A 13,353-nucleotide genomic window follows, 5' to 3' on the forward strand; every position below is an offset into this window, starting at 1 on the left:
AAAATGCGGTTATTCGTATGATCGGAGACATAAAGCCGTCCACTGATTGAATCGTAAGCCCCCCCGTAGGGACCGCTCATCCCGTTTTGGGACGTGGAGGCAGCGTTACTGGTAAAGTTGGGTTGACCCAACACATGGGTGGCGGCTTGGCCGTTGCTCAGACTGGACACATCAAAATCCAGAACCCGTTTGTTTGAATAATCAGACACAAACAATCTCTGCCCAGCGATGTCCAAGGCAACCCCGTAGGGGCCACTCATTTTACTTTGTGTTACGCCTGCGGAAATCGTGGCAAAGTCCGGTTGGCCCAAAACAGCGCTGGCGTTCATTCCGTCCGTGATGGTGGAAACGTTAAACACCAACACGCGATTGTTAGAATAATCCGCCACATACAATCGATGGGTGAGCGGATCGTAGGCCAGCCCTCTTAATGCATTGAATTTGTTTTGACCCGAACCGGCTCCCGCCGTTGTGAAGTTGAGTTGGCCAAGGACATTTGAGGCATTTTGTCCGTTGGTGATTCCACCGCTGAGGTCGTAGACCATAATTCGCCCGTTAAGCATATCCCCAACAAACAAGCGTTTCCCTATTGGGTCGTAGGCCAGTCCAATTGGAAAGTTTAACCTGTTTTGTGTTGTCGCGGGCACCGCGTTGTTAAAATCCGTTTGACCCAACACATAGTCCGCCACTCTGTCCACGATGGTGTCGTTGGCATCTAAGTCAAAGACCAATACCCTGTTATTTCTCGTGTCACTGACAAACAGTCTGTGGGTTGAGCTATCTAACGAAACCCCGTAGGGCGTTACGAATCCCCTGTCGTTGGGGGGGGCATTCATAAGATACGAGGTCCACGAATCAGCCCCGGATCCGTCTTGCAGGCCGAATCCCCCCTCCGCGTTTTGGCCGTTCACAATGGAGTTCACATCGTGGAAGACAACACGGTAATTCAATCCGTCGGCCACGTACAATCGTTTGTTGCCGGAATCCATCGCAAGTCCTCGCGGGTAAAAAAGTCGAGTTCGACTTGTGCCATAGGTTCCATTGGTGTAGTTCGCTTGCCCCAGAACGTTGAGGGCTGTGGGGTTGTTGGTGTTGGTTGTGCCGTCAAAGACCATGACCCGGTGGTTCGAGTAATCGGAAACAAATAGACGATCAGACCCAGGATCATAGGCCAATCCGTAGGGGTTATTTAGGCCGGTTTGGCTCGTGGCGGATGTGTTGGTGGTAAAGTTGGATTGGCCGATCACGGAGGACGCGTTCAGTCCGTTGGAAAGAGAGGAAGCGTCATACACCATCACCCTGTTATTGCCGTAGTCTGCCACAAAGAGTTTTTGTGTTGTGGTGGACAGTTCCACCGATCGGGGTGTGTTCAAGCCATTCTGGGATGTGCTGGCTGTGTTGGAAGTGAAGTTGGGCTGACCCAAAACATAACTGGCGGCTTGACCGTTTGTGATGGAAGACACATTGAAGACAAGGACTCTGTTGTTTGAAAGCTCAGGCACGTAGAGCCGGTGGGTGGTGCCGTCGTAGAATAACTTCATGGGCAGATTCATCTTCGTTTGAGAGGCCGCGGAACTCCTTGAAGTAAAATCTGTTTGTCCAAGGACATAGTCCGCCTGTTGACCATCCGATAGGGTTGAAATGTTAAACACAAGGACCCGGTGATTGTTGTAGTCGGACACGAACAGACGTTGCCCACCAGGGTCATAAGCCAAACCGATTGGGTTGTACATCCCATTTTGGGTGGTTTGGTATTGAAATCCGGAAAAGTTGGGTTGCCCCAACACATGGTCAGCGGTCCGGTCCACCAGGTTGTTGCTGGAATCCAAGTCAAATACTAAGACACGATTGTTGGAATAATCAGTTACAAACAATCGATGGGTGCTGGTGTCGATGGCAACATCCGTGGGAATATTAAACCCTTGAGCATTGGGCCGGTAGTTGGGGACATTGGTATTCCAGACGGGGTTGTCGCTGTCGTCCAGTTGACCGAGGATGTTCTCCGCGTTCATGCCGTCCGAAATCACCGCGTCCGCCCGCCAGGGGGCCATCAATAACAAGAACCCCAGCGGGGCCAGGCGTTTAAGCAGCGCAAGGTAGTCCATTCTCTATCCTTATATGTCCGGAAATCATTTTTTTCAATGGGAAATGAATGGGAAAGATGGGGAAAATGAAATACTTGACGCTGCGCGTTTATCCGGATAAAATAGCGCTATGCGATCTATTTCAAAAAGAGCCCTGTCTCTAAATCTTCCCTTTGGTAAGTCCTCTTTTCTTTGGGGGCCACGAAAAGTGGGGAAGAGTTATTGGATTCGCCATTCTTTTCCGGACGTCACTGTCATTGACTTGTTAAAGACCGACGTCTATGCGGACTTCGCTTCTCGCCCATCCCTCCTTCGGGAAAGGCATCAGAACCACCGGGGGCTTTTGGTCATAGATGAAGTCCAGAAAATTCCCGCTCTTCTTGATGAAGTTCATTGGTTGATTGAAAACAAGGGGCTCTCTTTTCTTTTGACAGGATCCAGTGCCCGAAAACTTCGGCGCGGTCACGCTAACCTCCTTGGTGGCCGGGCCTGGAAACGAACCATGACCCCTCTCTCTTATACCGAAGTGAAGGGGTTTGATTTGGAGAGTGTGATGATTTCGGGGCTCTTGCCGGCCCATTTCCTCTCGCCAAGTCCAATCGAGGAACTGAGGGCTTACACCGCCGACTATTTAAAAGAAGAAATTGCGGCAGAAGCCTTGGTACAGAACATCCCGGCTTTTTCCGATTTTCTGCGCGTGGCGGCGATCTCCTCAAGTGAACTATTAAACTATGCCAATGTGGCCCGGGAAGTGGGGATTTCGAATCGGGTGGTTCGAACCTATTTCGATATTCTTGAAGATACCTATCTGGGGTTTCGAATCCCGCCTTGGAAGAGTTCGAAAAATCGACGGATGATTTTGACGGAGAAATTTTATCTCTTTGATGTCGGGGTAACGAATTATTTAGCACGACGACGACCGTTTTTGGGAAGCGCGGAGTTTGGGAAATCTTTCGAACAGTTTATTCTCATGGAAACACTCGCGTACAAGGCCTATCGTTCCCCGGATCTCCCGGTCACTTTTTGGAGGACGAGCACAGGCCAGGAGGTGGATTTTATTCTGGGGGACAAGGATGTGGCCATTGAGGTGAAGGGGGGGGCTCGGGTTCATGCTGGGGATCTGGCGGCTTTGAACGCCATCAACGAAGACGGTCCGGTGAGGAAAAAACTCGTTGTTTGCCTGGAGCCGGAACCTCGGGAATTAGTGGGCGGAATACGCGTTGTCCCTTGGAAACTGTTTGTCGAGGAATTGTGGGCCGGAGATCTTGGCGTTTAAGTTAACCTGAATTTTTTAGTTGGACCCGGGATTCGACGAAGGATGGGGAGGTTTTACCACACACGATTTAGCTCGTTGCTCATTGGTGGCCCGTATGGTGCCCTTGGTTTATAACTGGGAGACACTCTTTGTCCGGTTGGCCCAGCCGAACAAACATTTTGAAGCCATTTCCAGCCGCCCGCTCTTCTTGCACGGGGTGGCCACACAAACCCGACACGGGGGACAGACACGTTTGACCATCACCAGCACACACGAAAAACAGGCGGTGATTCAATCGATTCTGACGAACCTGGCCCGTTCCTTGGCCACCTTAAAAAATAATGCGGAACAGTTGACCGATAGCCAACGATGGCGCGCCATTGTGTGCCGTGATTCTGCCAATTTCATAAACGCGGTGCCATCGTCAACATCACAATTGGTTCGAACGTGAACCGAAAATAACGATTCAACTTACGTTCTTTAGGCTGAAAGATAATCAGAACCGACTGAAATGATGGATAATTACTTTTAGTCGGACTGAAATGTGTATCGGTTGTTTTTAGTCGACTTTTTGTTGTTCATGATGTAAGATCCTCTCATGATAAACCGGCGAATGGGACCCATAGCCTTCGACCAAGAGTGGGGGCGCCAAATGCGTTTCATAACGGGCCCCCGCCAATGCGGAAAGACCACCCTGGCGCGTCAAAAGCTTGATCTGGAAAAAACCTCTGGCTTATACTATTTATGGGACCGCAGAGACGTCCGAGAACGCTACAAAAATAACGAGCTTTTTTTTACCGAAGACACCCTCCCCATCGGTGGCCCCTTGTGGGTATGCTTTGACGAAATCCACAAGTATCCAAAATGGAAAAATGTTCTCAAGGCTATTTTCGACTCTACCCAAGAAAAATATCGTTTCATCATTACGGGATCGGCAAAGTTTGATATGTTTAAAAGGGCAGGAGACAGCTTGGCAGGACGATATTTTACCTTCCACCTTTTCCCCCTTTCGATCGGGGAGTTGGAGGGAGCATCGAATTCCCATCCTCCCAATGAGAATCCAGTGTCGTTTGTTGAATCACGCATGGCGGCATCCCCTTTCCCAGAGGAAGGGTTGGAGAAACTACTTCATTTCAGCGGTTTTCCGGAACCTTTTTTACATGGGACAACCCGCTTCATGGCCCGCTGGTCCCAAGACTATCTTGACCGGGTGGTAAGTGAAGACATTGGGGCCCTCACCCGAATCATTGATCGGGAATATCTTATCGATCTCTATCGCCTCATTCCTGAAATGGTGGGGAGCCCTCTTTCAGTGGCTTCCTTGGCGGGACACATCGAGCTTAGTCCACAGACCATCAAAAACCATTTACGACGAATGGAGGATTTTTATCTCCTTTTCCGCATTCAACCCTATGCTAAAAACATAAAGCGCTCCCTTCTTAAAGCTCCAAAGGTTTACCTATTTGATTGGACCCGCGTGCCTGATCCTGGCCTTCGTTATGAAAACTGGATGGCATGCGAACTCCTTTCGTTGACGCGCTATTGGGAAGAGTCGATGGGGATCCCCTTTCGTTTACACTACATCAGAACAAAGGATCGAGAGGAAACGGACTTCCTCATCCTTCGACAAAACAAACCCTGGGTTTTAGTGGAAAGTAAACTCTCGGATGGTTCGGTGGCGTCCCATCACTTGGCGACCCAATCCCAGCTAGGTGGAATTCCGTTCGTACAGGTCTGTCGTCAAAAGGGAGTGGCCTCCTTGGCAGGGAAAAACGCCTATCGCATTTCGGCGTCTCGGTTTTTCTCCCAATCCTAAACTCACCGTGGAAAGTTTCCCGCGCCGTCCTGGAAAGCCGAGGTCGGCAAAGAGCTGTTAATTAAAGACCTCACCCATTCCAACTTGGGGAACCTGACCCCAGGGAATCCATATTGTGGGAAGCATCAGTCCCTCTTCCGCCCTTTCGGGGCACCTTCTCCCGAGAGGAGAACCATTAATTTAGGGTGTCACTTTACACCGCTGAAGTGCCCAACTGAGAAAAAAAAGGATTCCATCTCCCCTCCCTGGGAGATGGTGCTGAGAAGCGGCGGATAAGGGGAAGTTTTCCGTCGATGACATTCCCTCTCCCTGCCCCTCTCCCGCCAGCGGGCGAGGGAAACTATTTCAGAGGGCTAAGGAGATACAACCTAGGGTAGCTTCCGTTTTTCTTGTTTGACAGGGGGGCGGGGGTGTGTTATACTTTTAGCACTCGGAAGGTTGGAGTGCTAATTAATGAGATCCCTTTCCCATAGCGAGCAGGAAGAGAGGAAGCGGCAACTTCTTAAGGCCATTATCCATCAGTACATCAAGACGGGTAAGCCTGTGGGGTCTGCTTTTATTTCGGAGGGGCGGGAATTGGATCTTTCGCCGGCCACCATTCGCAACGTGATGGGGGATTTAGAGCGGGAAGGGTTTTTGACCCATCCCCACACTTCCGCCGGGCGGGTGCCCACGGACAAGGCCTATCGGTTTTACGTGGACAGTTTGGTGGACCTGCAACGGTTGGCCATCAAAGAAGAGGAACGGATTCGCCATGAACACGAAGCGCGGATTCGGGAGATCGAAGAGTTGATGCTTTCGACCTCGAAGACTCTTTCCGTTTTGTCTAAATTCACGGGGTTTGTGACGGCGCCGGGGATTGATCAATCGCGGCTTCAGCACATGGAGTTGATCCCCCTGGATGAACGCCGTTTGTTGGCGGTGATGGTGAGCGACACCGGGGTGGTGAAGCACCGGCAGGTGGTTTTTGATGGGCGGTATCCCCGGGAGTTACGGGAACCTTTGGAACGGATGCTGAACGAGCGGTTACGGGGGCAGCCTTTTCTGACCGTTCGGGAAACACTGTTGGACCATATTGAAGCCATTCACCAGCGGCAATTGGATATGTTGGAATTTGCCCGGCATGTGACGGAAGAGGCGTTTGCTTTGGGAGACGTGGGCGAATTTTATTTGGAAGGGGCGGGGAACATTCTTTCGCTTCCGGATTTTGGTGGGCAAGAAGATTTACGGCAGTTGGTGTATCTTTTGGACGAAAAGCGGGCTTTAGGGAATTTGATTCGGGAAGATATGGGAGTTTTGGGGTCTTCCTCTAAATTTCCCACGGTGCGGGTGAAGATTGGGTCGGAAAACAGGTCCCCGGACTTGAAAAACGTGAGTTTGATTTCGTCCAGTTACACGATTGGGGGCCGCCAGGTGGGTGTGTTGGGAATCATTGGACCGCGGCGGATGGAATATTCCCGGATGATGAGTCTGGTCAATCAAATGGCCCAGGCGGTCACGAACGCGTTGAACCGAATGGTGGGAGGACCGAATGAGTGATGTGAACGATTCTGTATCCCTTTCTGAAGCGGCCCAGGTGGCGGCTGAAGTCAAAACCTCGGAACTGGATATTTTGCGCCAATCCCTGGAAGAAGCGAAATTAAAAGCCGCGGACCATTACGACCAACTTCTTCGCTTAAAAGCGGAGTTTGACAACTATCGCAAACGAATGGAGCGGGAAAAAGAGAATTCCCGTCGGTGGGGGAAAGAAGAAATTATTCTTCGGTTGGTTTCTTTGATGGATGTGATGGAACAAGCCGAATCGGCCGCGCACACGTCCCCGGATGTCAAATCCATGGTCTTGGGTTTGGACATGCTTTACGGAGAATTTAAGCGGTTGTTAAAAGAAGAAGGGTTGGAAGAAATCGTTGCGGTGGCAGGGGACCCGTACGATCACAACCTTCAAGAGGCCGTGGAAACCGTGGAAAGTGATCAGGAAGAAGGCAAGATTTTAGCGGTGCTTCAAAAGGGGTATCGGTTTCAGGGGATGTTGTTTCGGCCGGCCCGGGTTAAGATTTCAAAGCATAAAGGTGCGGGAGACGTTCGTCCGTTAGAGAAGTCACAGGACGACGCTCCGGCGATATAAGACTCCAAGGAGGAGCAATCCATGGGAAAAATAATCGGAATTGATCTTGGTACATCGAACTCGGCCGCGGCCGTGATGGAGGGCGGTAAGCCCATCATCATTCCTTCCGCCGAAGGAACCACGTTGGGGGGCAAGGCGTTCCCCAGCTATGTGGCGTTTACGAAAGACGATCAATTGTTGGTGGGCGAACCGGCCCGTCGGCAGGCGGTCTCGAACACGGAAGGCACCGTTTTCGCTTTCAAGCGGAAAATGGGTCAGGAATTTAATTATTCCATTCACGGCAAGGATTACACGCCCCAGCAATTGTCGGCGTTTATCCTTCAGAAAATTAAGCGGGACGCTGAAGCTTATTTGGGCGACAAGGTGGAAAAAGCCGTGATCACGGTTCCGGCCTACTTTAACGACAATCAGCGGCAGGCCACCAAAGACGCGGGCAAGATCGCCGGTTTGGAAGTGGTGCGGTTGGTCAACGAACCCACGGCGGCGTCCTTGGCCTACGGGTTGGACAAGTCCGGCGAAGCCCAGAAAATTCTGGTCTTCGATTTGGGCGGAGGAACCTTGGACGTGACCATTATGGACATGGGCTCGATTGAAAAAGAAGCCACGTTTCAGGTCCTTTCCACCTCCGGGGACACCCAACTGGGTGGGACCGACATGGACAACGTGTTGATCGATTTCATTGCGGAAGAGTTTCGCAAAGAAAACGGCATCGATCTGCGCAAGGACAAAATGGCCATGCAACGGTTTAAAGAAGCGGCGGAGAAAGCCAAAATTGAGCTCTCCACGGTGTTGGAGACGGACATCAACCTGCCGTTTATCACGGCGGATGCCTCCGGGCCGAAACATTTACAGATGAAGTTGACCCGTTCCAAATTGGATTCCCTGGTTCAGCCCATTATTGACCGGTGCAAGCACCCCATGGAACAGGCGCTTAAAGACGCGGATTTGACCCCGTCCCAGATCACGAAAGTGATTATGGTCGGTGGACCCACGCGGATGCCCATCGTGTTGAAGTTTGTTGAAGGTTACATTGGGCGAAAAATCGAAGGCGGTGTGAACCCTATGGAATGTGTGGCCTTAGGGGCCGCCATTCAAGCGGGGGTGTTGGGAGGGGAAGTGAAGGACGTTTTGTTGTTGGACGTCACGCCCCTTTCCCTGGGATTGGAAACCTTGGGCGGAGTGATGACCAAGTTGATTGAGCGGAACACCACCATCCCCATGAAGAAGTCCCAATCGTTCTCGACAGCGGCGGACAACCAGCCGGCGGTGACCATTCACGTCCTGCAAGGGGAACGGCCGTTAGCGAAAGACAATACCTCGTTGGGGCATTTTGACCTGGACGGAATTCCGCCAGCGCCACGAGGTATGCCGCAAATTGAAGTGACCTTTGACATCGATGCCAACGGCATTTTGAACGTGAAGGCCTTGGACATGGGGACGAAAAAAGAGCAACACATCACCATTCACGCCAAGAGCAAATTGTCTAAGGACGAAGTGGAAAAGTTTGTCAAAGAGGCCGAGAAGTTTGCCGATGAAGACAAAAAGAAGGCCGCCGAAATTGAAGCGAAAAACGAGGCCGATGGGGTTGTCTATTCCACCGAAAAGGCGCTGAAAGATCACGGCGACAAGGTGAGCCAGGACGAGCGGATGGCCATTGAACGGGCGCTGAATGATTCCAAGGAGGCCTTGAAAGGGACTGACTTGGATAAGATTAAGAAAACCAAAGAGGACCTGTTGCAGGCCTCCCACAAGTTGGCGGAAGAAGTGTATAAGGCCGCTAACGCCAAGGCTCAGGCCGCTGGTGGGGAAGGGGGGGCGGGTATGCCCGGCGAGGGACCGGCGGCAAATGGGCCTTCTCATGGCAACGGCAACGGGGGTGAAAAAGTGGTGGACGCCGAAGTCGTTGACGAGAACAAGAAGCCCTAAGATTCATGGCCAAACGCGACTACTACGATGTGTTGGGGGTTTCTAAATCCGCCTCAGCTGACCAGCTGAAGCAGGCTTATCGGAAGCTCGCGTTACAGCACCACCCGGACCGCAACCCCGGGAACAAGGGGGCTGAAGAGAAGTTTAAGGAAATCAACGAGGCTTACGAAGCCTTGTCCAATCCCGAAAAACGCCAATTGTATGATCAATACGGGCACGCGGGGGCGGCCGGTGCCGGTGGCGGGGGAGGCGGGTTTTCGGGTTTCGAAGGGATGGGGGATGTGGGTGACGTTTTCTCCAGCGTGTTTGGGGAAATGTTTGGCGGGGGGCGCGCTCGTCGGGGGCCTCGGAAAGGGGCCGACCTTCAAGCGGAACACTACGTTAGTTTGTCCGACGCCTTTAAGGGCACCCAGGCCACGTTAAGGGTGGCTCATCAGGCCGCCTGTTCCGTTTGTAAGGGGTCAGGGGCGAAACCGGGGACCTCGGCTCGGACCTGTACCGACTGTCGGGGGGCGGGGCAGGTGCGCGCGACCCGTGGGTTCTTTACTATGGCGCAGCCCTGTCCGCGGTGTCAGGGCGCTGGCCAGATTGTGGACAGCCCTTGTGCGGAATGTCGCGGGCAGGGGCACTCGCGGAAAACCGAAAGTATTACCGTGCGTATTCCCGCTGGAGTGGAAGATGGGACCGCTCTTCGTGTGACGGGGGGCGGTGAAGCGGGGGACCGAGGCGCGCCATCGGGGGATCTTTTTGTGATCATTCGAGTTGAGGAAGACGCCCGGTTTGAGCGAGACGGGGCGAACCTTTTAACCGAAAAGAAGGTGTCGATTCCTCTTGCCGCGTTGGGCGGAGAAGTGGATATCTCCGCGGTTCAGAAATCGGTTCGGATTCACATTCCGCCGGGGACCCAATCGGGGACGCTTCTTCGTGTGCGCGGCGAAGGGATGCCCGCGTTACGGGGCGGTGGTCAAGGGGATTTGTTGGTGCGCGTGATTGTGGATATTCCCACAAAGCTGACGAAAGACCAGCGGCGTTTGTTGGCGGAACTGGCCCAAAGTATGGGCGAGACTGGGCTCAACTTTGAAGAGGGATTTCTGAAGAAGGTTTTTGGAAAGTAGATTTTTTTGTGCCTCATTTCTTTGTTTCTCCCCAAAGAATCATCGACGGTGTTTTCGTTTTAGATCCCGAAGAATCAGCTCATCTTGCGCGCGTGTTACGGAAACAAGTGGGGGATGAAATTCGTCTTTTTGACGGGGTGGATCGATCCTATCGAGGGGTGTTGACTGGGGTGACTCCGGGAAAAGTGGAAGGAAAAATTTTGGGGGAAGCGTCGGCAGTTTTACCCCCTTATTTCCTTCGCTTATATCAGGCGGTGCCGAAAGGCGACACTTTTGAATGGATCGTGGAAAAAGCCACGGAGTTAGGTGTGTCGGAGATTGTGGCCCTGCATGCCCAGCGGAATGTGGGCCGGGTGCCGGCCGATCGGGTCGCTGCCAAGAGGGCCCGCTGGGAAAAGGTGGCTCGGGCGGCTTCCGCCCAATGTGGGCGGGCGGATACGCCCCTCCTTTCAGGGCCTTTGGATTTTGATGCGGTTCTTGCTCGTGTGGGGCCGAGCGAGACTTGGATTATTCCTTGGGAAGGTGAATCGCAGAAATCCCTGAAATCCATACTCTCTGCCGTCGATCGGGCTGGGCGGCCGCCCGTGGTAAATGTTATGATCGGGCCTGAAGGTGGGTTTGATCCCGGTGAAGTGGGCCGGGCGTGTGACCGCGGGGTGATCCCGGTGACGTTGGGTCCGCGCATTCTTCGCACTGAAACCGCGGGGGTTTTTGTCGTCTCTTCACTCCTTTATGAACTTGGCCTCTAAAATAGATATCGCGCGTTCGTCTTCCCCTCGCTCCTGGAAATGGATTGGGGGGGTTTCCTTTTTGGTTTGTGGGGTATCCCTTTTGGGCGGGTTTTTTGTGGTTTTGACTCCTCTGGAATTGTTGGGGGCTCTGTTTGGGGTGGGGGTGGTGGCGGGGGCTTTGTCCACCCGGCAGGCGTGGCTTTCGGGAATCATTGTCGGTTTTCCCCTGGGAGTGGAACAGTTGACGCTCTACGCGCTTCGTGAGTTTGGGTCTCTCTCCGTTGTGCTGGCTCAACCGGACTACTGGCATCTGGTGGCGCCCATATCCTTTGTGACAACGGGTGTGGCCATCCTTGGGGGGCTTACGGGCGCGTGGTTGTTGGGTAAGCAATTCTCTCCTCGGTGAAAGTTTCTTTTCAGACTTTTGGCTGCAAGGCCAACCAATACGATACGGAACTCCTTCGCACCCGTTTGGAGTCGGGTGGGGGTGAATCTGTAGACGATTTTCATGAGGCGGATTTGTGTTTGGTCAACTCCTGTTCCGTGACGGCCAAGGCGGATCAGGAATGTCGCCAATTTGTGCGCCGGCTCTTGCGCGAAAACCCGTCCGCTCGGGTGGTCGTGACCGGGTGTTACGCCAGTCATGCTCCGGACGAACTGCGGGCTCTTTCCCCCCGGGTGGAGGTTTACTCCAACAAAGAAAAGGAAGGGTTGCCCGCCTGTTTGGGCTTCGAAGTGGCTCCGGAAGTGTGGGGGCTTTCTCGGGTGGCCCATCGGGCCCGGGCGTTTGTCAAAATTCAAGATGGGTGCCAGGCCCCCTGTCGTTACTGCATTATCCCCCAAACCCGTGGCACGTATTGGAGCAAGCCCGTTGAGCATGTTCTTCAAGAAGTTCGGACCTTAGTGCAGGCCGGGCATGGGGAAATAGTGTTCACGGGTATTCGGCTTGGCCTTTATCGGGGGAAATCTTCAGGCGGGAAAGCGGAGGATTTGACGGGTCTTTTGGGGCAGATCATTCAACTCCCTGGGAAGTTTCGGGTTCGGCTTTCGTCCCTCGAAGTCACCGAAGTCCCGGATTCCCTGCTGGAATTGGTTTCGGGGACCGATAAAATTTGCGCTCATTTTCATATCCCATTGCAATCGGCCGACGATGATGTTTTAAAAGACATGGGGCGCTGGTATCGGTTTTCCGATTATTTGGACCGGGTGAACGCTATTCGGCGTTTTGTTCCAGACGCCGGGGTGACAGCGGATGTCTTGACTGGGTTCCCAACGGAATCGGAAGCGGCTTTTGAAAATACGTTTCACCGTATCGAGTCTATGGACCTCTCGGGGTTGCACGCGTTCCCCTATTCGTCCAGGCCGGGAACTGTGGCCGCGGAGCTGAAGCCCCTCGATCGAACCGTTTTACAAAAGAGGGCGCGCCGATTGATTGATCTTTCGGATCAGCTTAAATCACGTTTTCGCGATCGTTTTGTTGGAACCACTCGGATGGTTTTGGCGGAAGGAACCGGTGAGGGGTGGACCGACAATTATTTGCGGGTTCAGCTGCCCACCGATATCCCCGCTGGAACGTTGGCCCCCTCGCTTATTTAGTTGCGGAATTTTGGGTTTTTCCGTATAATCCCCCAGTGACCGATTGTCTCTTTTGCCGAATCGTGCGCAAGGAAGTCCCGGCTCAAGTTGTTTTGGATGAGGGGGCTGTGATCGCGTTTAAGGATCTTCATCCGCAAGCGCCGGTTCATGTTTTGATTGTTCCAAAAAAACATGTGGCGCGCGTTCTTGATTTGTCGACGAAGGATGCGCCGGTATTAGGTGAGATTCATGCGGCGGCGGGGAAACTGGCGGATCTGTTTTCTGTTCGCGAATCGGGGTTTCGATTGGTCGTGAACAATGGGCCGGACGCGGGGCAGGCTGTGAGTCATCTTCATTTCCATTTTCTTGCGGGACGCCGTCTCGGGTGGCCCCCGGGCTAAGAACGTTCGATTTTTTTGTTTGTGGGTTTGTCTTTTCGCCGGCTCGGTTGGTCGGTGGAGGGTGCTTTTTGTTTTTTAGGGAGTTAATTTCACCCGGAAGGTGGTGTTTTAAACTATGGTTTTCGTCAAAGTTCGTGATGGGGAATCCATCGAAGAAGCGCTTCGCCGATTCAAGCGGGAATGCGAGCGCAACGGTATCATGCAGGAAATTAAGCGGCGAGAATATTACGAGCCACCTTCTGTTAAGCGCAAGCGCAAACAGGCTGAGTCGCGTCGCAAATTGCGTCGGCGGATGGCCCGGGCGAACCGGGGTTAATCCCCCAAG

13 protein-coding genes are annotated in these 13,353 nt (G+C 52.9%); 12 read left to right on the plus strand and 1 reads right to left on the minus strand.

Features of this window, described 5'->3' with window-relative positions:
* Positions 1-2,105, minus strand: a 2,105-nt coding sequence (locus tag JNK54_04660) for an NHL repeat-containing protein (GenBank protein MBL8023560.1), incomplete at its 3' end; no start/stop codon positions are given.
* Between the two features lie 109 nt (positions 2,106-2,214).
* Between JNK54_04660 and JNK54_04665 the strand changes: the two genes are divergently transcribed.
* From JNK54_04665 to JNK54_04720, 12 genes are all read left to right on the plus strand, one after another.
* Complete coding sequence (locus JNK54_04665; GenBank protein ID MBL8023561.1) at positions 2,215-3,360, plus strand: ATP-binding protein; 1,146 nt, start codon at positions 2,215-2,217, stop codon at positions 3,358-3,360.
* Between the two features lie 94 nt (positions 3,361-3,454).
* Entirely contained in the window at positions 3,455-3,790 is a 336-nt protein-coding gene (locus JNK54_04670; protein ID MBL8023562.1) for a hypothetical protein, read from the plus strand.
* A gap of 201 nt (positions 3,791-3,991) precedes the next feature.
* On the plus strand, positions 3,992-5,155 hold the full coding sequence (locus JNK54_04675; protein MBL8023563.1) for an ATP-binding protein: 1,164 nt from the start codon (positions 3,992-3,994) through the stop codon (positions 5,153-5,155).
* A gap of 453 nt (positions 5,156-5,608) precedes the next feature.
* Positions 5,609-6,694, plus strand: a complete 1,086-nt coding sequence (gene hrcA, locus JNK54_04680; GenBank protein MBL8023564.1) for a heat-inducible transcription repressor HrcA — start codon at positions 5,609-5,611, stop codon at positions 6,692-6,694.
* Positions 6,687-7,280 (plus strand): nucleotide exchange factor GrpE, encoded by a 594-nt coding sequence (locus JNK54_04685; protein MBL8023565.1) that lies wholly within the window; start codon positions 6,687-6,689, stop codon positions 7,278-7,280. Before hrcA ends, JNK54_04685 begins: the two co-directional genes overlap by 8 nt.
* A gap of 21 nt (positions 7,281-7,301) precedes the next feature.
* The gene (dnaK, locus tag JNK54_04690; protein ID MBL8023566.1) at positions 7,302-9,206 is read left to right on the plus strand and encodes a molecular chaperone DnaK; all 1,905 of its coding nucleotides are present in this window, start codon (positions 7,302-7,304) and stop codon (positions 9,204-9,206) included.
* Between the two features lie 5 nt (positions 9,207-9,211).
* Positions 9,212-10,321, plus strand: coding sequence for a molecular chaperone DnaJ (gene dnaJ / locus JNK54_04695; GenBank protein ID MBL8023567.1), 1,110 nt, complete (start codon positions 9,212-9,214; stop codon positions 10,319-10,321).
* An 8-nt stretch (positions 10,322-10,329) separates the two neighbouring features.
* Positions 10,330-11,070, plus strand: coding sequence for a 16S rRNA (uracil(1498)-N(3))-methyltransferase (locus tag JNK54_04700; GenBank protein ID MBL8023568.1), 741 nt, complete (start codon positions 10,330-10,332; stop codon positions 11,068-11,070).
* Positions 11,054-11,458 carry a hypothetical protein gene (locus JNK54_04705; GenBank protein ID MBL8023569.1) on the plus strand — a complete coding sequence of 135 codons (405 nt, stop codon included), beginning with the start codon at positions 11,054-11,056 and terminating at the stop codon, positions 11,456-11,458. Before JNK54_04700 ends, JNK54_04705 begins: the two co-directional genes overlap by 17 nt.
* The gene (gene mtaB / locus JNK54_04710; protein ID MBL8023570.1) at positions 11,455-12,648 is read left to right on the plus strand and encodes a tRNA (N(6)-L-threonylcarbamoyladenosine(37)-C(2))-methylthiotransferase MtaB; all 1,194 of its coding nucleotides are present in this window, start codon (positions 11,455-11,457) and stop codon (positions 12,646-12,648) included. Before JNK54_04705 ends, mtaB begins: the two co-directional genes overlap by 4 nt.
* Positions 12,649-12,683: 35 nt before the next feature.
* Positions 12,684-13,028, plus strand: coding sequence for a histidine triad nucleotide-binding protein (locus tag JNK54_04715; protein MBL8023571.1), 345 nt, complete (start codon positions 12,684-12,686; stop codon positions 13,026-13,028).
* 115 nt (positions 13,029-13,143) lie between these two features.
* Positions 13,144-13,344, plus strand: a complete 201-nt coding sequence (locus tag JNK54_04720) for a 30S ribosomal protein S21 (protein MBL8023572.1) — start codon at positions 13,144-13,146, stop codon at positions 13,342-13,344.
* Positions 13,345-13,353 lie beyond the last annotated feature (9 nt).

It is taken from the genome of Elusimicrobiota bacterium, assembly GCA_016788905.1.
Classification (GTDB): Bacteria; Elusimicrobiota; Elusimicrobia; order FEN-1173; family FEN-1173; genus JADKHR01.

Coding starts and splice junctions, on each gene's coding strand:
- JNK54_04665 (MBL8023561.1), top strand. CDS start 2,215: ATGCGATCTATTTCAAAAAGAGCCCTGTCTCTAAATCTTCCCTTTGGT.
- JNK54_04670 (MBL8023562.1), top strand. CDS start 3,455: ATGGTGCCCTTGGTTTATAACTGGGAGACACTCTTTGTCCGGTTGGCC.
- JNK54_04675 (MBL8023563.1), top strand. CDS start 3,992: ATGCGTTTCATAACGGGCCCCCGCCAATGCGGAAAGACCACCCTGGCG.
- hrcA (MBL8023564.1), top strand. CDS start 5,609: ATGAGATCCCTTTCCCATAGCGAGCAGGAAGAGAGGAAGCGGCAACTT.
- JNK54_04685 (MBL8023565.1), top strand. CDS start 6,687: ATGAGTGATGTGAACGATTCTGTATCCCTTTCTGAAGCGGCCCAGGTG.
- dnaK (MBL8023566.1), top strand. CDS start 7,302: ATGGGAAAAATAATCGGAATTGATCTTGGTACATCGAACTCGGCCGCG.
- dnaJ (MBL8023567.1), top strand. CDS start 9,212: ATGGCCAAACGCGACTACTACGATGTGTTGGGGGTTTCTAAATCCGCC.
- JNK54_04705 (MBL8023569.1), top strand. CDS start 11,054: ATGAACTTGGCCTCTAAAATAGATATCGCGCGTTCGTCTTCCCCTCGC.
- JNK54_04720 (MBL8023572.1), top strand. CDS start 13,144: ATGGTTTTCGTCAAAGTTCGTGATGGGGAATCCATCGAAGAAGCGCTT.